Consider the following 21,427-nt stretch of genomic DNA (forward strand, 5'->3'; position numbering starts at 1 on the left):
AACTTTGAGAAAACTCTTTATGATTTTAGATTGGTTTTCAGCCACATTTTGGTCTTTGTTGTGCGCATTAATAATAGATAGAGTAGTGGGAGAGCCGAAATCATGGCACCCATTGATTTGGTTCGGTGCTTGGGTAGACAGCGCTCGGTTATTTATTCAAAAGCCGTTGGATTCGGTCATAAAAGGCCAGAAAGTGGCTGGTGCTCTTGCTTGGGGGTTAGCGGTATTGCCTTGGGTGTTTGTATTACTCACGTTGTTTTGCACATTATCTTCCAGCCTATCATGGGTGCTTTCTACAGGTGTTTTGTATTTTTGCATCGGCTGGCAAAGCCTGAGAGAACATGCCCAAGCGATTGAAACGCCTTTATTAAAAGGTAATTTCAAGGAGGCGCGTGATGCTGTTGGTAAAATTGTGAGTCGAGATACTGATACATTAACGGAATCTGAAATTTCGAAAGCCAGTATTGAGTCTGTCTTAGAAAATGGCAGTGATGCTGTCTTTGCGCCGATTTTTTGGTTTGTAATGTTGGGCGCTCCAGGTGTCCTGATTTATCGACTTGCCAATACTCTTGATGCTATGTGGGGTTACAAAACAGAAGAACTCATTAATTTTGGGTGGTTTGCGGCTCGTGCTGATGATGTTTTAAACTTTATCCCTGCACGTTTAGTGGTTTATACCTACGCACTGTGTGGTGCTCTTCATGGTAACGCTACACGAGCGAGACGTTGTGCAAGACGTCAATCTTTATATTGGAAAAGCCCAAATGCAGGTCCCGTTATGGCCGCTGGTGCGGGTGCTTTAGGGTTAAAGCTGGGTGGGGACGCAGTGTATTTTGGTAAAACAGAAACGAGACCAATATTGGGTGAAGGTCGAGAACCGAATGTTCAAGATATTGCCGCATCAATTCAACTGGTTGATAGAGGCGTAGTTGTATGGGTTATCCTCGTCTTAATCTTAATATAGAACCGCTGAAGCACGGCGGAGACCTTGACAAAGTCCAACGAGAGAACAAGGCGCCTATTGTTTGGTTGGATTTATCTTCTGCAGTGAACAAAGAGCCATGGCCGATTCCTACTATCAGCCCAGAAAAGTGGATGGCATTACCCGACTTATACCAACTTAACCAGGCTGCATCTGTTTATTATGGAAGACCTAATGGCTTGGCTGTATCAGGAACGCAGCAAGCGATTGAATGGCTACCTGTTATTTTACCTCAAGTCACAAACGCTTTCCTTTCTCGAAAGAGTATTAAAGTGATGTTGCCAGATGTAGGATATCAAGAACATACTCAAGCATGGGAAAAGTGGGGCTATGAGGTTGAGTATTATCATAGTCTGGCGGAGTTGCTGAGCATTTCTTGGAATATTGTGGTGGTCATTACACCAAATAATCCAACTGCAGAATGGGCTGAAAATACCGTATTAGATCAACTCGCCTCATTGGCTAAAAAAAGAAGTGGTTACCTTCTAGTGGATGAGGCATTTATTGATTCAACCCCGCAGAACAGCCTACTTAATCAAGAAATCACTGTAAACTGGCCTGATGAATTGATTGTCTTGCGATCCGTCGGAAAATTCTTCGGATTGGCGGGTGCCAGAGTCGGCTTCTGTTTCGCTTCTAACTCGGTATTAAACGCACTGAAACAGGTTGTTGGCCCGTGGCCAATCGCAACGGTGTCGGCTCACATTGTGACTTGTGCATTACAAGATACTCAATGGCAAAAGCAAGCAAATGTGTCTTTAATAACAAGGCAAGCACGATTTCAAAGAAGTATTGAACCCCTGCTAAATCGTTGGTTTGAATGCTTAGGTGGGAAATTTTATTGGCGTCGTTCTCATTTTTTCTTCAGTGTTTTTTTTGATGGAAATGATGAAATTGACGTGTTTAAAGCATTGCAAAATCAAGGGGTTCATACGCGCCTTGGTGATGGTTGGCTTCGCATTGCTTTACCTGAGACAGAGGCATTCTCTTTGCTAGAAGAGCGTATTGGCATTATCCTAGATAATGCGCTCTTAAAAAATAAAGGAAAAATCGAGTGAAACATTTGGTGTTGGGTGGTGTTCGAAGTGGAAAAAGCGATTTTGCAGAAAATTGGATTAAGACACTATCCAATGAAAATAAAGCAGCGACGATGACCTATATTGCGACGTCCCAAGCATGGGATGAGGAAATGAGCGAACGTATTTTAGCGCATCAATTAAAGCGATCGGATAAATGGTCGTTAATAGAAGAACCATTGTTATTGTCGAAAGCAATAGAGACGGTAAATAAGCAAGACAGCTATCTTATTATAGAGTGTATTACTCTGTGGTTGACTAACTTACTTTGTTTAGACGACGACGCGCGGCTAGAATCTGAAAAGCGCCAGTTTTTATCTTCTTTGGAACGCTTTCAAGGCAGTCTTGTGATTGTTAGTGGTGAGGTTGGGTTAGGTATTATGCCTATGAATGCACTGGCTAGACGATTTGCTGATGAGCTTGGAAGTTTAAACCAGATGCTGGCGACATTGTGTCAGCAGGTGACGTTCGTTTCTGCTGGTTTGCCGTTAATTCTAAAAAATGAAATAAAAATTTCATAATTGCAATGATAAATTTCCATGTAAATTAGAGTTACTTTGGTTAAAATTCACGACCAATTTTATTTTAGAATTGAAGTATTACGTCGAATTAATGTTAATTGCGCTGAATTTGCCACCTTTAGGAGTTTAGAATGAACCCATATTCAAAGGACTTTCCTATTTCTTGGGAAGAGTTACACCGTAATGCACGTGCTTTATCTTGGCGTTTATTAGAGAAAGGGCCTTGGAAAGGCATTATTGCGATTACACGTGGTGGCTTGGTACCTGCGGCCATTATCTGTCGTGAATTGGACATCCGTTTGATCGATACTATTTGTATTGTAAGTTACTCTTCTGAAGGTGATGAAGCGAAATACCAAGGCGAGTTGAACGTTTTAAAAGGTGTTGAAGGTGATGGAGAAGGCATGCTGCTGATTGATGATCTCGTTGATACGGGCCGTACAGCTCAAAAAGTCAGGGAGATACTACCAAAAGCGCACTTTGCAACTATTTATGCAAAACCAGCAGGTAAGCCTTTGGTCGATACGTTTGTAACAGAAGTGAGTCAAGATACTTGGATTCGTTTTCCTTGGGATATGGAGTTCACCTTCTCTAAACCACTAGCGGATCGGGAATAAATAGTATTTAATTGTAAGCAAATGTAATTTGCACCGTTTTTGTAAACGATTGAGCTAATTTAACGCACTATGACCTAAACTAATGCGAGCTTGCTCGAAAAGTCTGATGTCAAGCAAGGTGCCTTAATTGTTATACAAAAGGATTGAAGAAAAGTCTTCAAGATTACGATACTGCCTTAAGTATCATTTAATACATTAAATAGGGTTTATGTATGTGGAGATCGACCATTAAGCTATGTGTGTTAAGCATGTTATCTTTTTGCTTAGTTCAGCCTGCAATGGCATTAGTCGCACGTGCTCAATTTGCAAATGATGTGGTAGATCGAGAGCCTGTTAATGATATTGGTGATACGATTAAAGTAATTTATGGTGAGATTCAACGAGTGTATTTCTTTACGGATTTACGGGATATGTCTGGCCATAAAGTTATCCACCGCTGGTTATTAAATGGAGAAATTCAGGTTGAATTACCATTTGATATTGGCGGTGATCGTTGGAGAGTTTGGTCTAGTAAGAAGCTAATGCCTGGTTTTGATGGTTTATGGACTGTAGAAATTGTAGACAATGGTACGGTCATTGAATCTCGTTCATTTAATTATGTTGATGACTTTGAGTATTAATTAAATTTTATAGCACTTTGATTTAAAGGCTTATTTTGATCTCGAAAGATCTATAAAATAAGCCTTTTTTTATGTTTTCAATAAGCTTTAATTCAAAGGAAAAATAATGCCGCATATTCGAGTAAGAGGAATGCCTTTTGAAATAGTGGAGTCGATCTCTGCTGAATTGATTGAATCTGTTGCGAAAATAACAGAGGCACCTAACTCTCATTTCACATTAGAGTACCAAGCGGTAACCTATATTGTTGCTGGTGGTGCGTCACCATCTTATCCATTTTTTGACATTATTTGGTTTGATCGAGGGCAAGAAGTAAAAACGAAAGTCGCTTCTTGCATTGATCATTTGATTAGGCCATTAATACCAGAAGAGCAAGATATAGCCATTGTTTTTCATTCTATAAATGGTGAGAATTACTATGAAAATACAGAGCATTTTTAGTTACTCTGGACAATAAAAAATCAGCATATGTGATTTACATTATGCTGATTTTTTTCGTATTTTTCACAGAAAAATATTATATTTTCTGGAAATCGTATACGCTGCCAAGATGCATGATTTGTGTCAGTTCATCTAATGCGGTGCGACTTTCTGTTAAAAGCCGTGGATCAGCAAGGTCTTGCTCAACTAAACGATCACGATAATGCTGATCAACCCATTGATTCAATCGAGAATGCAAGGCGTCGTTCATTAAACAATGTGGGTTGACTGCGGCATGTTCTTCATCAGTCAAAACTACTCTTAAGCGTAAGCAAGCTGGGCCTCCACCATTACTCATGCTTTGCTTTAAATCATAGACTTTAACTTCGTTAATTGGCCCATCACTTGCGATGAGTGCATTTAGGTAATTCCAAACATCCGGTGTATTTTGACATTCTCCTGGCACAACAATTGTCATGTCATTTGGATTATGGCTAAGTAGTTGGCTGTTAAAAAGATAGGATTTAACGCAATCTTCAACAGAGACGACATGGCTAGGTACTTCAATAAAGTGGAAGGGCTCTGTATTCCCCTCCCAAGCGGCCATGATATCGCGTTGCATTTTTTCAGTATCTAAAAAGGCTTCTTGATGATAAAAATGCGCGTTGCGATTGCCAACTGCAATCACATCGTTGTGGAATACTCCTGCATCAATCACATCAGGTTTTTGCTGAGCATAAACCACTTTGCTATCTGATAAGCCGTGCAGACGTGCGACGGCTTCTGAGGCTTCTAGTGTGTGTCGTGCAGGAAAGCGAGCAGGCTTAGGGGAAGTCGAGTCAAATGCCGTCATGCCGTAGACAAATAGCTCAATGCCTCGATCGCCATATTCTGAGCAGAAGCGCGTATGGTTTGCGGCCCCTTCATCACCAAAGTGATCTACGCTAGGCAGTGCTTGATGATGAGCAAAGTGCTTAGGATTACTGAACGTTGCCGCTAAGATTGAACCTGTCGTTTCATGTTCAATGGATCTGTGAAACTTATTGACCAAATTTGCTGGTGTAAAGTGAATACGACCATCGTGAGTGTCTGAACTTGGAGAAACCGTTGCTGCATTAGCTGTCCACATGCAAGATGCGGAGCTTGCCGCTGCAAGAATGTTAGGTGCTTTTTTGGCGGCTTTTTGTAAGACTTGCGCATCACTTCCTGAGAATCCTAAACGTCTTAAGCTAGGGATATGAGGTCTTTCATGGGGGGCTAAAACCCCTTGAATAAATCCCAAATCGGCAAGAGCTTTCATTTTGGTCAGACCTTGTTTAGCGGCCTCTTTAGGATGAGATGGTCTGTCTACATTGTTCAGTGATGCGACATTACCGAATGAAAGGCCGCTGTAATTGTGCGTTGGGCCGACTAATCCATCAAAGTTTGCTTCATTTGCCTTATTCATTAGAACCTCAGAGTATGGGGTTATTAGTCCGTAAACGATGGATTAATAACCGTGATGAAAGTAGTGTTCGATACTTTAAAAATATCGATTAATAAAAACGAACCGTTTACAGGGAAAGGCCTGGAACCAGCTTTTCTGGAACGGTTAATTCTTCAACTTCAATACTGGAAACAGGGTATGCACAGTAATCAGCAGCATAATAAGCACTGGCTCTGTGATTCCCGCTTGCACCCGTTCCGCCAAAAGGTGCTGCACTTGATGCGCCTGTTGTTTGACGGTTCCAATTGATAATGCCGGCACGACTGTGACGGAAAAACCAGTCATACTCAGAGGCATCATCCGATAGGATGCCTGCAGATAGGCCAAAGCGAGTGTTGTTGGCAATGATCATCGCTTCGTCCATCGAACTGTATCGAACAACCGTCAACAAAGGCCCGAAATGTTCATTGTCAGGCAATGAACTAAGAATGGCTGTCGCATCAACAATGCCTGGTGTAACAAAGCCTGAATCACTTGGTCCACGGCTCATTGGGTAAAGTGATTTTGCGCCCAGTTGTACTAGATTATTGTAAGCTTCTAATAAACCATCCGCCGCTTGAGCCGATACGACTGGCCCCATAAACGGTTGATCGACAGCATCAAAGCGATCGATATTTAATTTACTGGTTGTTTCAAGCAGCTTTGCAATAATGGCATCGCCATGAGAGCCGGTTGGAACTAATAATCGACGCGCACAAGTGCAGCGTTGCCCTGCTGAAAGAAAGGCAGACTGAATGATTTCATGAACCGTTGCATCAATATTTTGCGTTTTTTCAGAGACAAGCAAAGGATTGTTGCCGCCCATTTCAAGAGCTAAAATTTTCCTTGGATAGCCTGCAAAATCCTTGTGTAAAATGTGCCCAACTTGAGGGCTGCCAGTGAAAAATAGACCATCAATTTCATTATGATTTGCTAACGCTACGCCTGTTTCTCTTTCGCCTTGAACCATGTTTAATACGCCTTTTGGTAGACCTGCTTGTTCCCAAAGCTGAAGAACAAAGTCCGATGTTGCAGGCGCTTGCTCGCTGGGTTTAAGAACAATGGTATTGCCTGCAATGAGTGCTGGTACTATGTGCCCATTTGGTAAGTGGCCTGGGAAGTTATAAGGACCAAATACTGCAACGACACCGTGTGGTTTATGGCGCAAACGTGCGGTAGCGCCCGGCATAGGTGTGGTTTTTTCACCTGTACGTTCATTGTATGCTTGCTTAGATATGGTGATTTTACCAATCATCGCAGCCGCTTCTGTGCGCGTTTCCCAAATAGGTTTACCTGTTTCACGGCTGATAGTATGAGCAATTTTCTCGCTGTTTTCTTGTACCAATTTAGCAAAGCGGTCAATGATCACGAGTCGATCCGATAAATCCATATTGGCCCAATCAGCAAAAGCCGTGCGAGCGGCTTTAATTGCAGCATCAACTTGCTCCGCCGTTGCCGTATTGCTTTCCCATACAAGAGATGCATCTGAAGGGTCAATAGATCGGCTGAGTTTGCCTAACCCTGCAACCCATTCACCGTTAATGAAATGTGCTTGTTTGGCTGTATTTAACTGAATTGCTGTCATTGATATGTCCTCATAAAGTGAAGGTAAACGTTAACGGCGGGATGAAAGTTCGACTAAACGAACGGTGTCTTTATTGTCAATACAAAGGTTGCTAGCTTCTTCTTGTGTCAGGGTAATTGAGCTACCTGGAGGGCTGGTACGTTGAATGAGAATGCACCGAAAATCCGTTAGTTTTGAATTTGAAACCATGTAGAAATCACCTTCTTGTGTGTTTTTAGGCTGACCAATATTCACAACGGATAAACGGCTGCTTCGAACTGCACGGATGTCTTGAACTCGGGCTTCAATGGTTGGGCCACCATCAAAAATATCAACGTAATTTTCAAATCTAAAACCTTCTTGCTCCAAAAGACGTCGAGCTGGTGCGGTTTTTTTATGCACCTTACCTAATACATTTTTTGCTTCGTCACTTAACAAAGACACATAAACGGGGTTATTTGGCATAAGTTCTGCGATAAATTGCTTTCCACCTAACGAGGTCATTTCGTCTGCTTTTTTGAAATCAATCGAGAAGAAATGACGACCTAGACTCTCCCATAAAGGAGAGCGGCCGTTCTCATCACAGACACCTCTCATTTCTGCAAATATCTTCTCGGTAAAACGTTCAGGAAACTGCGCCAAGAACATAAAGCGGCATTTAGACAAAAGTTGACCATTTTTTGAGTGTCGATAACCCTCATCTAAGAACAGAGTGCAGAGTTCACTAAAGCCCGTATAGTCGTTGTTTAAAACAAGTGTTGGCATGATGTTATGCACACTTAACTCACGTGATGAATGAACAATATTACCTAGATGATAACTATAGAAAGGTTCGTCTAGACCTACTGCGCTAAGTAAACCGCTAGTGCCCACAATTTCGCCTGTTTCTGAGTCCTCTATAACAAACAAATAACTTTCACCAGTGGGTGCACTAATGTCTGTTTTCTTAAATGCCTTTACGGAAGACTCTATTTTTTTTTCTAGTATGTCGTGATTTGGGATTAAAGAGGTAAAGCCAACACCTGTTTTTTCTGCCAATTTATAGAGAGGCTCAATCTCGTGTTTTTGTATTGGTCGAATAATCATCATAATCTTAGGTCTCTTTAATCAATAAAATAAGGTACAAGTTATAGTGCTATCCATTGTATTTCTTCACCTTCAAGTATTTGCAATCTTTGTTGTGTCGCTATTTCAATAGTTAAACCATCGTGGTTGTCGTAAGCAGGGGCTGCAGTGGCTCGAAAGTTATCTAAATCTCCAGTGGCAATTAAGTGCATGGGATAACTGCTTAAATCGTCTTTTGTTGATGCGTTTCCTACTTTGCTGTTGGCTATGGTATGAATGTCTTGCAGTCTTGATTCAACGGTTGGTCCTGCATCAAAAATATCCACATAATTACGGAATTGAAAACCTTCTTCCAACAGTATTTCAGCGCTTTTATCCGAGTCTTCGTGAACAACACCAATAACGTCTTGCGCCTCTTTCGGTAGTGTTGGTACATAAATGGGGTATCTAGGCATTAGATCTGCGATGAAATTCTTGTTACTGACACCAGATAGGTAATCTGCTTTTTGAAAGTCCATAGAGAAAAAGTGTTTACCTAATGAATCCCAAAATGGCGAAAAGCCATGACGATCACTTTCTCCGCGTAATTCTACGAAAAGCCTTTTGGTGAAGCGCTCTTTATGGCGTGAGATAAAGAGTAATCTTGCTCTTGATAGCAGAGACATTGCGACGTGATTTTGGTGTGCTCTATCGACAACCAAAGCCATCATACGACTTATTCCATTGTAATCGTGACATAAGAAAAGTGCAGATATTCGATTGTGAATCTGCATTTGAGGTGACGCGTGAACCACTTCATCAATGCGATAACTGTAAAAAGGAGTATCTGCACCCACCGTGGCTTCAAGGCCGCAGACGCCAACAATCTCATTTCGACTGGTATCAATTAATGCAAAAGTGTAAGACTCCTCCCCCGGTTGGTTGACTGTAGATTGCATCGATCTCTTTGTTGAGGCTATACGGTCATTCAAGCGATCACGATTAGCAGGGAAATTAGTAAATCCTATTCCTGCTTGTTGAGCAAGCCTCTCTAATGCAGGTAAATCAGAGAAATCAACGGGTCTTACAAGATACATTATTAGTCTCCTGATAAAAGCTCATTATTTATTTTTGTATGTGTTTCGAATAATTAGACATATACTGATTTTAAATAATATTATGCAACTCAATACTTATCCCTTAGGTGAAGTATTATTCAGGAATATTGATAGTGAGAGTAGATGCAAACTTTCGAATTTGCGACAAAATATTCTGAATAATGATTAATTGGATTAAAAATACAAAAGAAGAGCATTATGGGAATACTTAAACCGGGTTTGTATCGTCACTTTAAAGGTATGGAATATTTAGTTGAGAAAGTCGCTCGACACAGTGAAACGATGGAATCGTTTGTTGTTTATCAGGCACTGTATGGTGATTGTGGTCTATGGGTACGTCCCCTTACTATGTTTAAGGAGACGGTTGTTGTAGGAGGTGAAGAGATTCCTCGTTTTCAATGGATTGGATCGATTGAAGAGGCAAATGCAAGGCTGGCTGCCGTGTTAGCAGAGGGATCGTCAGAGTTGTAACTCTGTCTCGTTGATAGGTACTAGTCGGCATTCAATTGATTAAATTAATGTCAAACGCCATGTTAAGGCGTTTCTTTATTGTGTTTAATGTGCTTTTTATCGCGGTAGGGCCAATCAATATTTCGTTTTACCGCGTTGAAAAAGCCTCTGAGTTACGGGGCTGTTATCCAAGGTGTTTCTCTCATTAACTGAATGATCTTTTCTCTAAACCAACGGTGTGCTAAATCATTATTGTCTCTTTCATGCCAGCACATTTGGATTGGATGAGAGTCATTATAAGTATCTAGTTCAGATACCTCTTTAGGGATGGGTAACAATTTTACTGGGAAAAATTCACTTTTTTCACACATGACTTTTTGAAAAAGCTCACCAATAGAGCGAGAAACAATGAACGCCATGCCTCTTTTGACGGCCTTCATCGCCACCATTAAACTTTCTGTTTCTAGGGTTGGTTCTAAATCGTAGCCTTGCTGTTGCAACTTTTGTAAGGTGTTATAGAAATAATAATTGCTGTTATTGTGCTTAATGTGGTGGGTCACAAAGTGGTGACTGAGTAAGTCATCTAGCGATAAACTGTCTTGATCAAATAACGGGTGCTTGGTGTTGAGGACAACGCATCCTTCTGTATAACCTACTAATTTAGTACGGATGTGTGCGGGTGTTGTGGCTAGTGTGCTGATGCCAATATCAATACTGCTATTGAGTAGTCCTTCAATGCTGTTGTCGTTCCATGTACTGATAGAAATTCGAACATTGGGAGCTTCTTGATAAAGATGGTCTAATAATGGCTCAATAAAGTTTTCAAGTTCGCTCTCACCTACTGCCAATCGAAATCGCCTATTTAAATTCTTCACATCCAATGAAATAGGAGCCATTAATGAGGTTAATGACTTTAAAATCGGGCGAATCTGTTCATGAAGTTCATTTGCTCGTGTTGTTGGACTTAGGCCGTAAGCCTGGCGTGTGAACAGTGCATCGTTAAATAACTCGCGCAATCTCTGAAGGCTCTTACTAAGCGCAGGCTGAGTAAGGTTTAGTCGTTCTGCTGCGCGAGATACACTGCCTTCTTCCATGATAGTAACAAACGCAACCAACAGCTTAATGTCCAGTTTTGAAATTTCTTCTAAGCGCATAACTTTCTCAATTAAATAAACGCGAAGAAGACAGCAACACAGTTACTGCCCTCTTTACGAGATTACGATCTAGAGTAAACTCACCTAGATCTGCTGTAATCTAGACGTATATAAAGACTAAGAAAAGTCTTTCTGTGCACGATATTTCACTCTAAATAGTAAAGAGTAAAAAACAGGAACAGCAATTAACGTCAGAATCGTAGCGAACCCAAGTCCAAAGGATATTACCACTGCCATACCTTCAAAGAAGGCATCATAAAGTAATGGAATCATGCCTAATATTGTCGTAATGGCTGCCATGCAGACAGGTCTAACACGGCTTACTGCTGAATTAAATACAGCTTGATAAGTTTCTGTACCTTCTGCTAGTTCCGCATTAATTTGATCTGCCAGTACAATGCCATTTTTCACAATCATGCCTGACAGGCTCAAGAAGCCTAATAGAGACATAAACCCAAAAGCGGTATTCATCGCGAGTAGACCAAATGATACCCCAATAAGCGCTAATGGCACGCAGAACCAAATAACCAAAGGTACACGAATGGAGTTAAACAACAGTATCGAAATAATAAACATAAACAAATAGCCCATTGGCAATGCTTTGAATATATTTGATTGAGCATCGGTGCTGCTTTCAAATTCTCCACCCCATTCAAGACTATAGCCTTGAGGTAGCTCCAGTGCTTCAATTGGGCCTCGAACGCGTCCGAAAACAGCCATAGCCGTTTCATTGTCTAGGATATTTGGATCAGACATGACTGTAATAGTTCGCTTACGATCTAACCGTTCAATGATAGGGTCTTCCCAAACAACATCGAAACCAGATACCACACTCGAAAGTGACACATAAGAGCCAGATGCTGCGCTGAATATCTGTAAATCACGAATCTGATCAATGGAGCGACGTTCATTTTCAGGCACGGTTTGAATGATAGGCAAGAGGTCTGTACCTGATCGATACATACCAATTTGTGAACCAGTGAAATTGGTCAGTAGTACATTATCTAGGTCTGTTTTACTAATGCCTAAGCGACGAGCTTGAGCATCGTCCAGAATAGGCCGCAATACTTTAACTCGCTCTAGCCAATCGTCTTTAATGTTCTCTAAACCACCATCTTGACGATAAATTTCTTTTATTTTCGCGCTGTACTGACGTAATACATCTGGGTTTGGTCCACTGATTCTAGCTTCAATTTTTGCACCACCCGGTGGTCCTAATTGAAGTCGTTGTAACTTCATCTCAAGGTCAGGGAAGTTTGTTTGCATGTTGTAATACAAGTCTTCAATTAAGCTTGGAATAACGTCCGAATTTACGGCACGAATAATAAACTGAGCGTAGCTAGAATTTGCTTGCTCGCCATTATAGGTCAGCATGAAACGTGGCGTCCCTTGACCTGTGGTCGAAGTAATAAATTCGATACGTTCGTCATCAGAAATCGATTTCTCAATCTCTTTTACGGTCTCATAGGTTGCATTAATGTGGCTTCCCTCAGGTAAACGAATATCCAGATAGACCATGGGTGTGGTTGATGGTGGAAAAAAGGCTTGTTTTACAAATTGGAATGCCCAACCCGCAGTGAACAAGGTGCCAATTAATAGCAATACTGTAAGCCAGCGGAAACGCATAGCTTTATCAAGTAACCATTTATAACCGATAAACAAAAAGCCTGAGTAAGGGTCTTTTAGCTCTTTTTGTTCCTCTGAATTATTAATCGTTTCTTTAAAAAACAAGTCACAGAAGAAAGGTGTTAATGTAATTGCTGTAATCCAACTTAAGAAGAGAGAAATTAACAACACATAGAACAAAGAGCCGACAAATTCACCAACGGCATCAGGAGACAGGCCAATAGGAGCAAAAGCGGTGATAGCGATAATAGTAGCGCCCAGCAATGGCCATTTTGTTTGTTTTACAACCGAACTGGCGGCTTCACGTTTGGTCATTCCTCTCTGTAAACCGATTAATATTCCTTCGGTAACGACGATCGCATTGTCTACCAGCATTCCTAAGGCAATGATCAATCCACCCAGTGAAATACGTTGTAGATTGATTGAAAAATAATCCATGACAATAAAGGTGCCAAGGATGGTTAACAATAATATTAACCCAATTAATATTCCTGATTTAATTCCCATGAAAACCAAGAGCACAAGAACAACAATGCCCACAGCGGCAAACAGGTTAAATAAGAAGTTAGAAACGGAGCTGTTTACTTCTTTTGATTGAAAGTAAACCGGGTCCATGCTGATACCGACAGGCTGCTGATATTGCAGTTCATCAATGCGTTTTTCTAGCGATTTCCCGATGTTGACCACATTCACTCCTGAGGTGAACGATATACCCAATAAGAGAGAACTTTCTCCATTATAATTAATTAAGTGAGTTTGAGGGTCTTGATACTCTCTTTTGATGCTTGCAATGTCGCTAAGGCGAATTAAGTTTCCTGAAATAGGTGTGCCTACAATTAGGTTTTCTAATTCAGAAATGTCTTTAAATTCACCTGTTGGGCTAATACGAATGTATTCACTGCCGACAGTGACACGACCTGCATCTGAAACGTTATTTTGATTCGACAATAAGTCTTTTAGTTGATTGGGTGAAATGCCCATATTGGCAAGTTTAGAACGTGAAATTTCGATTGTGACTTGTTCTGCTTGCTCGCCAGCTACCGACACACGACTAACCCCATCAACTAAAACCAATTCTCGTCTGATGTAATCAACGTAATTTTTTAAGTCTTTGTATGGATAGCCTTCACCATGAACGGCCAACATGACGCCATACACATCGCCAAAGTCATCAATAACAATGGGAGATTGAACACCCGCAGGAAAGGTTGGAGTGATATCACGGATTTTCTTCCGCATCTCATCCCAAATTTGCTTAAGCTGTTCTTTACGATAAGTGTCTTTAATCGTAATTTGGATTAAAGAGTAACCCGCCTTTGTCGTTGATTTAATCTTATCAACATACGTTAGATTCTGTAGTTCTGTTTCAATTTTATAGGTAACTTCTTCCTCAACTTGCTCTGGCGATGCACCAGGGTAGTTAGTGACAATTAAGGCCTCTTTAATTGTGAATTCAGGATCTTCTAATTGCCCAAGGTTAGTAAAGGCAATCGCACCGCCAACAAGTAGGATGAGTGTAATCATCCAACTGGTGACTTTACGTTCAATAAAATAGGTTGAAATATTCACTTAGATCCCTCTCTCTCTAGTCCAAGGACGAACGGGAATATCTTTGTTTAGGCTATGAACGCCAGCTGAAACAATACGATCTCCATCTTTTAGGCCTTCGACGATTTCAATCGTATTTGCTTGAAGTGTTCCTATTTTAATAATACGGCTTTCAACTCTGCTCGTGTCGGCATTGAATACCCAAACAGAGCGCTCAGGTTCGCCAGAGGTATTATGTGCTTCTAATACGGCTTCAACAGGGACTAAAATATTTTTTTCGACGCCTAAAAGCTCACTGATATTCATGTCAATGCTGGCTGTCATACCTGGAAGTAAAGTTAAGTCTTTATCTCTATTTGCTTGAAGACTTAGCGTAACATCGTAAGCTTTTGTTGTATTATCGGGCGTTGTATTGTGTTTCTTATACTTACCTTTTAATACGTTTGTTGGTGCTGCGTCGATAATTACATTCGGTTGATATGCCGCTTCGTGTCTCTGAATATTAATAATGAGTTTTTCAGGCACTTGGAAAACAACATCTAATTGTTTGATATTTTGAATGTGTATCAAGGCTTGAGTTGCATTAACATATTGGAAGTTCTCTGTGGAAACAGTCGAAATAACGCCGTCAAATGGTGCTTTTAACTGAGTATAAGACAGTTGGTTTTTAGCTTGTGTTAATGCGTTTTCTGCTTGATCTAGACTGGCCTTTGCTTCATCGAATTGTGCCAAGGTTGTTGCATTTTGCTTATAAACGGACTGTACTCGATTGAATGTTGCTTTTGCTAAACGATAGTTTGCTTCTGCTAAGTCCACTTTTAGTTGAAAATCTTTTGGATCAAGTTGAGCAAGCAGTTCCCCTTTTTTAACTTGCTTACCTGCAATCGCATTTAAGGTTGCAAGTTGACCGCCTACTCTGAAGGCCAAGTCTGCTTCTTGGCTGGCTTTTAATTCACCAGGGAAGCGACGGATGTCGATTGTATTTTCGGTTTTAATCGTAAATAATTTTACAGGGCGAATGACTTCAGGCTTTATTTCTTCAACCGTTTCTTCATTGGAGCATGCGCTCAACAAAAGAGACGTTGTTAAAACAGTGCCAATTAGCATTGAGTATTTTGTCGGGTTTTTCATTAAACTCTCCGTGAGAATAACAGTAGTTACGAATAACTTCATTTTATATCTCTTTAGTCTAGATATGAATTTCTTATTAGGCATGCTTGATATGAATTTTTTCTATATCTTGCTCTATATTGATTTCCATTGAGTATATTAAGAGACCTTTGCACGACGACTACGCTTGTTAATACTTGGTTAAAAACAGACTTGAAATGCTCATTTATAATTCATAAACTCCGCTTTTTGGCCTGTTTTTGCCTTGTCTTATTCGTCGCTCATAACTGCGTGCAAAGGTCTCATTAAATGTAAAAAAAGATTTTTATTGAAGGTAAGTACTGTTCTTTATTTAAAATAAGACTATTTTTAGTTCATCGAAATCTAGCAAAAGAGAGTTCTTAGAATGATGTTGTTACGTTTTTCGCGTATAGCTTCTCATATTCTATGGGGGGTCGTGATGGTGTTTTTTTCTGGATGCAGTTATCAAAAGACATCGGCGAGTGCACCGTTAGAAAATTTACCACTAACAGACCAAATTTTTAATGCAAAGTACTCTTATACAGCGCCTCCTGATGTTACCTACTCTCATGATGGCTTGTCTTTTATTATTCAAGGTAATATAGCGTATCTTTCAGGCGTATTAGGTGCGAATTCCAGCAGAGAGCTAAAAGAAATGATTCAACAGTACCCGAATGTATCTACTTTGGCATTAGTGGATATTCGAGGTTCTTTAGACCAACAAGAAACGATAAAAACCGCTCGACTCATTCGTCGTTTAGAGTTAGATACTATGATAGTGAGAACAGGGTTTGTTGTCTCAGGTGGAGTCGACTTGTTCCTTGGTGGTGTGGACAGAACAATTGAATCTGGGGCGGGTGTTGGTATTCACTCATGGTTTGATACGATGGGGGTGAACCCACAAGAACTGAATTTATCCGATCCGATACATGCAGCCTATGTAAATTTTTACCTTGAAATGGGGATTCCTGAGCGTTTTTACTGGTTCTCCCTCACGGCTTCTCCTCCTGAGCGAGTGTATTTTTTATCTCCTGAAGAAATATATGATTTTAGTTTAGTAACCTTCTAAACTCGATAGACAGAGATAGTAAGTGGGAGAAGAGGTTTGGAGCAGATTGAGCTATTTCAAGTCGAAAGCCCTTGCAGAGGCATTTGCCAAAACAGTGCCAAAGGCTTTTGCAAAGGATGTTTGCGAAGCCGTGAAGAACGCTATCAGTGGTTTACTCTTTCTGAGGTAGAAAAAAGAAAAGTGCTGCAAACCTGTAAGCATCGTTGGCAACGACTTTTAAAAGCAAGGCAAGATAAATTGGATTCATTAGATAATGCAAAGAGCCTGCCTTACGGAATGACAGAAGAAGGTATGCAGAGCTTGTTTGATGACATTGAATAATGTGCGTTGCAATAATGTAGTGGTGTAGTTCATAAACAAAACACGGCCACTTTAATGATAAAACTCGCTTTGGTAAGACCAAGCTTTCATGAGAGGTATTTAATTCGCTCTTTAAGAAAATAGTATTTTCACTATTTTTAAAGAGCATTTTAATTCTCAAAAATGGCATCCAATGCTTGAGACAATCTTTCTACGCCAATTACGGTCATGCCTTTAATTGGTTTTTTGGGCACGTTTCCTTTTGGGACAACGGCTTTCGTAAAGCCATGTTTTGCGGCTTCACTAATGCGTTCTTGTCCTGATGGTACGGGGCGAATTTCTCCAGATAAACCAACTTCCCCCAATACCACCAATTCATCAGACAATGCCCTGTCTCTAAAGCTAGAAACAACGGCTGCAATGGCGGCTAAATCACCACTGGTTTCTAATACTCTGACACCGCCAACAACGTTTAAATACACATCTTGATCTGAAGTCACTAACCCTCCATGTTTGTGTAATACCGCTAATAACATGGCCAAACGGTTTTGGTCAAAACCAACGGTTACGCGTTTTGGGTTGCTAAAAGCGGAGTCGTCTACCAAAGCCTGTAATTCAACCAAAAGAGGGCGAGTACCTTCCCATACCACCATGACCAAGCTGCCTGCCGCGGGGTGTTTATTACGATTGAGAAAAATAGAACTGGGGTTTTTTACCTCTTTCAGCCCGTTTTCTAACATGGCAAAGACACCGAGTTCGTTGACGGCCCCAAAACGGTTTTTCATACCTCGTAACGTTCTAAAACGTGAATCTTCAGAACCTTCAAGTAATACCGAGCAATCGACCATGTGTTCCAATACTTTTGGTCCGGCTAAGGTTCCGTCTTTTGTTACATGCCCAACGAGCAATACTGCGGTTTGAGTTTGTTTTGCAAAACGTGTTAATACGGCAGCGCTTTCACGCACTTGAGAAACACTGCCAGGAGCAGATTCAACACCATCAAGATGCATTACTTGAATGGAGTCAATGACGATGATCTTTGGTTGATGCTCTTGCGCCACATCAAGAATGCGTTCCACATTGGTTTCAGACAACATTTTAAGATTTTGAGTGGGTAATCCTAATCTTTGTGCTCTCATGGCTACTTGTTGTAAGGATTCTTCACCCGTGACATAAAGTGCATTCTGCTGTTGCGCTAAAAGGCACATGGTTTGCAATAGTAATGTACTTTTCCCTGCACCTGGACTGCCACCGATGAGTACAACGCCACCTGGTACTAAGCCACCGCCTAATACGCGGTCAAATTCACCCGCTCCAGAGCTGAATCTTGGTACATCGGTTAAATCAATGTCTGATAAGTTTTGTAAGCCAGTTTTTGAACCTGAATAACCTGCGTATTTTGTATCTTGAGAGACGGCCACTCGTACGGATGTTTTACTGCTGCTGACTTTGAATTCAGATAGTGAGTTCCACGCATTGCAAGTACTGCATTGACCTTGCCACTTTGAATAATCTGTGCCACATTCATTGCAAACGAACGCGATTTTTGCCTTTGCCATTGTTCTCTCTTTCAGTCTTTCGAGGAATGATTTCCTGCGTTTTTGTGTGTGTTTTCGTGTCTTTAATACTGTGTTTCAGGTGTTTTATGCAACAAAACTTTGTCTCTCAAAATGGTATCTATGGAGCTTCATTACTATGCATAAACAATAGAATAAAGGTCGCTACGACGGTCTTTTAAATTATTTACAGAACCTTCACTGCGTGTCAGCTTCAGTTTATCCAAATCAAGATCCGAGAACATAATCATTTCTGTATTGGGTGTGGTTTCTGCCATTACTGCGTCATGAGGATACGCAAAGTCAGAAGGCGAGAATACGGCACTTTGTGCATACTGAATATCAAGGTTTTCTACTTGAGGCAAGTTACCGCAACTTCCACAGATAACAACGTAACACTCATTTTCAATCGCTCTAGCTTGAGCACAGTGACGTACTCGAAGATAACCGTTTTTGGTATCTGTCCAAAATGGAACAAAGAGTATGTCCATATCTTGATCTGCAAGCAGTCGGCCTAATTCGGGAAACTCTACATCATAGCAAATTAAAATTCCAACACGGCCCGCGTCGGTATTAAATACTTTTAGTTCGTTGCCGCCTTCGATAATCCAATCTTTGCGTTCATGAGGGGTAATATGGATTTTACGCTGTTCTTCAATGGTGCCGTCACGACGACATAAATAGCTGACATTGTATATGATTTCGTTTTCTAGCAATGGCATGGAACCCGTAATCACATTAATATTATAACCCACGGCTAATTTAGACATTTCTGTCTTAAAGCGCTCAGTAAAGCTGGCTAGAAAGCGTATGGCTTCTGTTTGGTTTTTTTGATTTGGGCTGAGGCCCATTAACGGTGCATTAAAAAACTCAGGGAAGATGGCAAAGTCGCTTTTATAATCAGAAACCGCATCGACAAAGTACTCAACTTGAGTTAGCAGCTCTTCAACACTGTTTACTTCACGCATCTGCCATTGAATTGCACCTGCGCGAACCAGCGTTTTACGCGACTCTATTACCGTAGTTTCAGGCTCAAAGAAGATGTTTTTCCACTCCAATAGAGTGGCATAACCTTGTGATTTTTCATCTTCAGGGAGGTATTTTCTCAGTAAGCGAGTAACTTGAAAATCATTTGACAATTGAAAGGTCAAAATAGGATCGTATAATTTACGTTCTCTAACTGCGTCTAAATATTCCACAGGAGACATTTGGTCTGAATGAGCATAATAATTTGGAATGCGCCCACCTGCTAAAATGGCTCTCAAATTGCGCTGGCGACATAATTCTTTACGGGCTTCATACAAACGTCTGCCTAAACGGTAACCTCGGTAATTGGGTGAGATAAGTACATCTAAGCCGTAGATCGTATCGCCATTCGCGTTATTAATGATATTTTCTTTTTGATCGATTAAATCATCGTAGGTATGTGGGTTACTAAAGCGCTGATAATCCACTTGGACGGATAAAGCGACACCGACAATTTGTTCATGGTCAATCAGGCAAATTTGACCTTCAGGAAAGTCTTTAATTAATTTTTCAATCGTATGAAATGGCCAAGAACCGCCGAGATCAGCATAAACTTGATCCATTAACGCTTTTAACTGGGGGTAATCTTCAATGGTGATGTTACGAATTTTAAGGTGTAAATCTTCTAACATAAAAAGCCCTGTTAATTAACGATTTAGTATTCATCGCTTTAGTAGATAAGAGTTGAATTCAGAATGGTGACAGCATATCGCATTAATACAGTGAGTTGTTAGTTCTGCATTAATAGCCGAATAGAAATAGAGAAATAGAAATAAATTTATAAAAATAGGTGCCTAAAAAAGCCCCCAGTCTTCAAAAAAAGAAAGGGGGCTTTTACATATCTGAACAGAGTAAGACTGTTAAATATTATTTTTTACCAAACTCTGGGTAAGCTTCCATACCACATTCAGAAAGGTCAACACCTTCGTACTCTTCTTCTTCCGTTACACGAAGACCCATGATTGCTTTGATAGCAGACCAAACAACCAAGCTTGCTAGGAATACCCATACAAAAATGGTTAATGCACCGGCAATTTGACCACCGAATGTTACGCCATCCTTTGTGAACGGTACGGCTAATAGGCCCCAAAGACCAACGACACCATGTACAGAGATTGCACCTACTGGATCATCGATCTTCAGCTTGTCTAATGTAAGGATAGAGAACACAACGATAACACCACCTACTGCACCGATTAAAGTGGCACCAAGCGCTGTTGGTGTCGATGGTTCCGCAGTGATTGCAACAAGGCCTGCAAGCGCACCATTTAATAGCATGGTTAAATCGGCTTTACCAAATAAGATACGACCTACAGCCAATGCTGCAATAGCCCCCCCTGCCGCTGCAGTATTGGTATTTAAGAACACCATCGCAACAGAGTTTGCATTGGCAATATCACCCAGTTTTAGAACTGAACCACCATTAAAGCCGAACCAACCCATCCAAAGGATAAAAGTACCAAGCGTTGCAAGAGGTAGATTTGCACCTGGGATGGCACGTACTTCACCGTTTGGACCGTATTTACCTTTACGAGCACCTAGTAGCAATACACCCGCAAGCGCTGCAGCAGCACCTGCCATATGTACAATACCGGAACCTGCAAAATCAGAGAATCCCATGTCCCCAAGGTTGTACATGCCAAAGACATCGTTACCACCCCAAGTCCAAGAGCCTTCTAGAGGGTAAATAACCGCGGTCATAACCACTGCAAAAATTAAGAATGACCAAAGTTTCATACGCTCAGCAACGGCACCAGAGACAATAGACATAGCGGTTGCAACGAAGACAACTTGGAAGAAGAAATCCGATGCGCCAGAGTAGATCGATCCACCTGTAAAACCATCTTCACGGCCAGAAAAATCACCTAGAGTCGAATTGACGTCCACTTCTTGAATACCAGATAAGAACCAAGTTTTGCCATACATGATGGCATAACCACAAACGAGGTACATGATGCAAGAGATTGCAAACAAGGCAACGTTTTTAGTGAGAATTTCCGTGGTATTTTTGCCGCGAACTAAGCCAGCTTCTAACATGGCAAATCCAGCTGCCATCCACATAACTAATGCACCACATACCAAGAAATAGAATGTATCCATGGCATATTGTAAATGAAATATTTGATCTTGCATGTTTAGCCC

General features: G+C 40.9%; 19 protein-coding genes. 9 read left to right on the forward strand and 10 right to left on the reverse strand.

From position 1 onward, the window contains the following. Positions 1–19 precede the first annotated feature (19 nt). The 6 genes from cbiB (at position 20) to ACMUMJ_RS08915 (ending at position 4,255) form a co-directional block, all read left to right on the forward strand. Entirely contained in the window at positions 20–964 is a 945-nt protein-coding gene (gene cbiB, locus ACMUMJ_RS08890) for an adenosylcobinamide-phosphate synthase CbiB (protein WP_414678473.1), read from the forward strand. Continuing rightward, the gene (locus ACMUMJ_RS08895; RefSeq protein ID WP_414678474.1) at positions 934–2,040 is read left to right on the forward strand and encodes an aminotransferase class I/II-fold pyridoxal phosphate-dependent enzyme; all 1,107 of its coding nucleotides are present in this window, start codon (positions 934–936) and stop codon (positions 2,038–2,040) included. Before cbiB ends, ACMUMJ_RS08895 begins: the two co-directional genes overlap by 31 nt. After that, complete coding sequence (cobU, locus tag ACMUMJ_RS08900) at positions 2,037–2,579, forward strand: bifunctional adenosylcobinamide kinase/adenosylcobinamide-phosphate guanylyltransferase (protein ID WP_414678475.1); 543 nt, start codon at positions 2,037–2,039, stop codon at positions 2,577–2,579. Before ACMUMJ_RS08895 ends, cobU begins: the two co-directional genes overlap by 4 nt. A gap of 131 nt (positions 2,580–2,710) precedes the next feature. Then, positions 2,711–3,196, forward strand: coding sequence for a xanthine phosphoribosyltransferase (gene gpt, locus ACMUMJ_RS08905; protein ID WP_414678476.1), 486 nt, complete (start codon positions 2,711–2,713; stop codon positions 3,194–3,196). A gap of 248 nt (positions 3,197–3,444) precedes the next feature. Beyond that, positions 3,445–3,816, forward strand: a complete 372-nt coding sequence (locus tag ACMUMJ_RS08910; RefSeq protein ID WP_414678478.1) for a DUF2914 domain-containing protein — start codon at positions 3,445–3,447, stop codon at positions 3,814–3,816. Between the two features lie 106 nt (positions 3,817–3,922). Continuing rightward, entirely contained in the window at positions 3,923–4,255 is a 333-nt protein-coding gene (locus tag ACMUMJ_RS08915; protein ID WP_414678479.1) for a DUF1904 family protein, read from the forward strand. 76 nt (positions 4,256–4,331) lie between these two features. On the opposite strand, the gene astB is transcribed toward ACMUMJ_RS08915, so the two are convergent. The 4 genes from astB to astA (ACMUMJ_RS08935) all read right to left on the reverse strand — a co-directional run bounded on the left by astB (position 4,332) and on the right by astA (ACMUMJ_RS08935) (position 9,404). Further along, positions 4,332–5,681 (reverse strand): N-succinylarginine dihydrolase, encoded by a 1,350-nt coding sequence (astB, locus tag ACMUMJ_RS08920; protein ID WP_414678480.1) that lies wholly within the window; start codon positions 5,679–5,681, stop codon positions 4,332–4,334. 106 nt (positions 5,682–5,787) lie between these two features. Beyond that, a complete protein-coding gene (gene astD / locus ACMUMJ_RS08925) occupies positions 5,788–7,284 on the reverse strand; it encodes a succinylglutamate-semialdehyde dehydrogenase (protein ID WP_414678481.1) in 1,497 nt (498 codons plus the stop codon). Positions 7,285–7,314: 30 nt separating this feature from the next. Beyond that, complete coding sequence (gene astA, locus ACMUMJ_RS08930; protein ID WP_414678482.1) at positions 7,315–8,352, reverse strand: arginine N-succinyltransferase; 1,038 nt, start codon at positions 8,350–8,352, stop codon at positions 7,315–7,317. A 38-nt stretch (positions 8,353–8,390) separates the two neighbouring features. Further along, entirely contained in the window at positions 8,391–9,404 is a 1,014-nt protein-coding gene (gene astA, locus ACMUMJ_RS08935) for an arginine N-succinyltransferase (protein ID WP_414678483.1), read from the reverse strand. A gap of 219 nt (positions 9,405–9,623) precedes the next feature. On the opposite strand from astA (ACMUMJ_RS08935), the gene ACMUMJ_RS08940 reads away from it, so the two are divergent. After that, positions 9,624–9,896 (forward strand): DUF1653 domain-containing protein, encoded by a 273-nt coding sequence (locus ACMUMJ_RS08940; protein ID WP_414678484.1) that lies wholly within the window; start codon positions 9,624–9,626, stop codon positions 9,894–9,896. A gap of 152 nt (positions 9,897–10,048) precedes the next feature. On the opposite strand, the gene ACMUMJ_RS08945 is transcribed toward ACMUMJ_RS08940, so the two are convergent. The 3 genes from ACMUMJ_RS08945 to ACMUMJ_RS08955 form a co-directional block, all read right to left on the reverse strand. Beyond that, on the reverse strand, positions 10,049–11,029 hold the full coding sequence (locus tag ACMUMJ_RS08945; protein ID WP_414678485.1) for a LysR family transcriptional regulator: 981 nt from the start codon (positions 11,027–11,029) through the stop codon (positions 10,049–10,051). Positions 11,030–11,146: 117 nt separating this feature from the next. Continuing rightward, complete coding sequence (locus ACMUMJ_RS08950; protein WP_414678486.1) at positions 11,147–14,224, reverse strand: efflux RND transporter permease subunit; 3,078 nt, start codon at positions 14,222–14,224, stop codon at positions 11,147–11,149. Then, entirely contained in the window at positions 14,225–15,334 is a 1,110-nt protein-coding gene (locus tag ACMUMJ_RS08955) for an efflux RND transporter periplasmic adaptor subunit (protein WP_414678487.1), read from the reverse strand. It abuts the gene before it with no gap. A gap of 385 nt (positions 15,335–15,719) precedes the next feature. On the opposite strand from ACMUMJ_RS08955, the gene ACMUMJ_RS08960 reads away from it, so the two are divergent. Beyond that, positions 15,720–16,403 (forward strand): COG3904 family protein, encoded by a 684-nt coding sequence (locus ACMUMJ_RS08960; RefSeq protein WP_414678488.1) that lies wholly within the window; start codon positions 15,720–15,722, stop codon positions 16,401–16,403. Between the two features lie 36 nt (positions 16,404–16,439). After that, positions 16,440–16,724 carry a DUF1289 domain-containing protein gene (locus tag ACMUMJ_RS08965; RefSeq protein WP_414678489.1) on the forward strand — a complete coding sequence of 95 codons (285 nt, stop codon included), beginning with the start codon at positions 16,440–16,442 and terminating at the stop codon, positions 16,722–16,724. A 149-nt stretch (positions 16,725–16,873) separates the two neighbouring features. Here the strand turns inward: ACMUMJ_RS08965 and radA are convergent, their stop codons facing one another. The 3 genes from radA to amtB form a co-directional block, all read right to left on the reverse strand. Next, positions 16,874–18,262, reverse strand: a complete 1,389-nt coding sequence (gene radA / locus ACMUMJ_RS08970; protein ID WP_414678490.1) for a DNA repair protein RadA — start codon at positions 18,260–18,262, stop codon at positions 16,874–16,876. A gap of 134 nt (positions 18,263–18,396) precedes the next feature. Beyond that, the gene (locus ACMUMJ_RS08975) at positions 18,397–19,917 is read right to left on the reverse strand and encodes a GNAT family N-acetyltransferase (protein WP_414678491.1); all 1,521 of its coding nucleotides are present in this window, start codon (positions 19,915–19,917) and stop codon (positions 18,397–18,399) included. Between the two features lie 235 nt (positions 19,918–20,152). Continuing rightward, the gene (gene amtB / locus ACMUMJ_RS08980; protein ID WP_414678492.1) at positions 20,153–21,418 is read right to left on the reverse strand and encodes an ammonium transporter AmtB; all 1,266 of its coding nucleotides are present in this window, start codon (positions 21,416–21,418) and stop codon (positions 20,153–20,155) included. Positions 21,419–21,427 lie beyond the last annotated feature (9 nt).

This window comes from Marinomonas phycocola (assembly GCF_047525455.1).
Classification (GTDB): Bacteria; Pseudomonadota; Gammaproteobacteria; order Pseudomonadales; family Marinomonadaceae; genus Marinomonas.

What these genes read in the sequence shown, in the direction of transcription:
- cbiB (WP_414678473.1), top strand. Translation starts at nt 20, where the DNA reads ATGATTTTAGATTGGTTTTCAGCCACATTTTGGTCTTTGTTGTGCGCA.
- ACMUMJ_RS08895 (WP_414678474.1), top strand. Translation starts at nt 934, where the DNA reads ATGGGTTATCCTCGTCTTAATCTTAATATAGAACCGCTGAAGCACGGC.
- gpt (WP_414678476.1), top strand. Translation starts at nt 2,711, where the DNA reads ATGAACCCATATTCAAAGGACTTTCCTATTTCTTGGGAAGAGTTACAC.
- ACMUMJ_RS08910 (WP_414678478.1), top strand. Translation starts at nt 3,445, where the DNA reads ATGTTATCTTTTTGCTTAGTTCAGCCTGCAATGGCATTAGTCGCACGT.
- ACMUMJ_RS08915 (WP_414678479.1), top strand. Translation starts at nt 3,923, where the DNA reads ATGCCGCATATTCGAGTAAGAGGAATGCCTTTTGAAATAGTGGAGTCG.
- astB (WP_414678480.1), bottom strand. Translation starts at nt 5,681, where the DNA reads ATGAATAAGGCAAATGAAGCAAACTTTGATGGATTAGTCGGCCCAACG.
- astD (WP_414678481.1), bottom strand. Translation starts at nt 7,284, where the DNA reads ATGACAGCAATTCAGTTAAATACAGCCAAACAAGCACATTTCATTAAC.
- astA (WP_414678482.1), bottom strand. Translation starts at nt 8,352, where the DNA reads ATGATGATTATTCGACCAATACAAAAACACGAGATTGAGCCTCTCTAT.
- astA (WP_414678483.1), bottom strand. Translation starts at nt 9,404, where the DNA reads ATGTATCTTGTAAGACCCGTTGATTTCTCTGATTTACCTGCATTAGAG.
- ACMUMJ_RS08940 (WP_414678484.1), top strand. Translation starts at nt 9,624, where the DNA reads ATGGGAATACTTAAACCGGGTTTGTATCGTCACTTTAAAGGTATGGAA.
- ACMUMJ_RS08945 (WP_414678485.1), bottom strand. Translation starts at nt 11,029, where the DNA reads ATGCGCTTAGAAGAAATTTCAAAACTGGACATTAAGCTGTTGGTTGCG.
- ACMUMJ_RS08955 (WP_414678487.1), bottom strand. Translation starts at nt 15,334, where the DNA reads ATGAAAAACCCGACAAAATACTCAATGCTAATTGGCACTGTTTTAACA.
- ACMUMJ_RS08960 (WP_414678488.1), top strand. Translation starts at nt 15,720, where the DNA reads ATGATGTTGTTACGTTTTTCGCGTATAGCTTCTCATATTCTATGGGGG.
- radA (WP_414678490.1), bottom strand. Translation starts at nt 18,262, where the DNA reads ATGGCAAAGGCAAAAATCGCGTTCGTTTGCAATGAATGTGGCACAGAT.
- ACMUMJ_RS08975 (WP_414678491.1), bottom strand. Translation starts at nt 19,917, where the DNA reads ATGTTAGAAGATTTACACCTTAAAATTCGTAACATCACCATTGAAGAT.
- amtB (WP_414678492.1), bottom strand. Translation starts at nt 21,418, where the DNA reads ATGCAAGATCAAATATTTCATTTACAATATGCCATGGATACATTCTAT.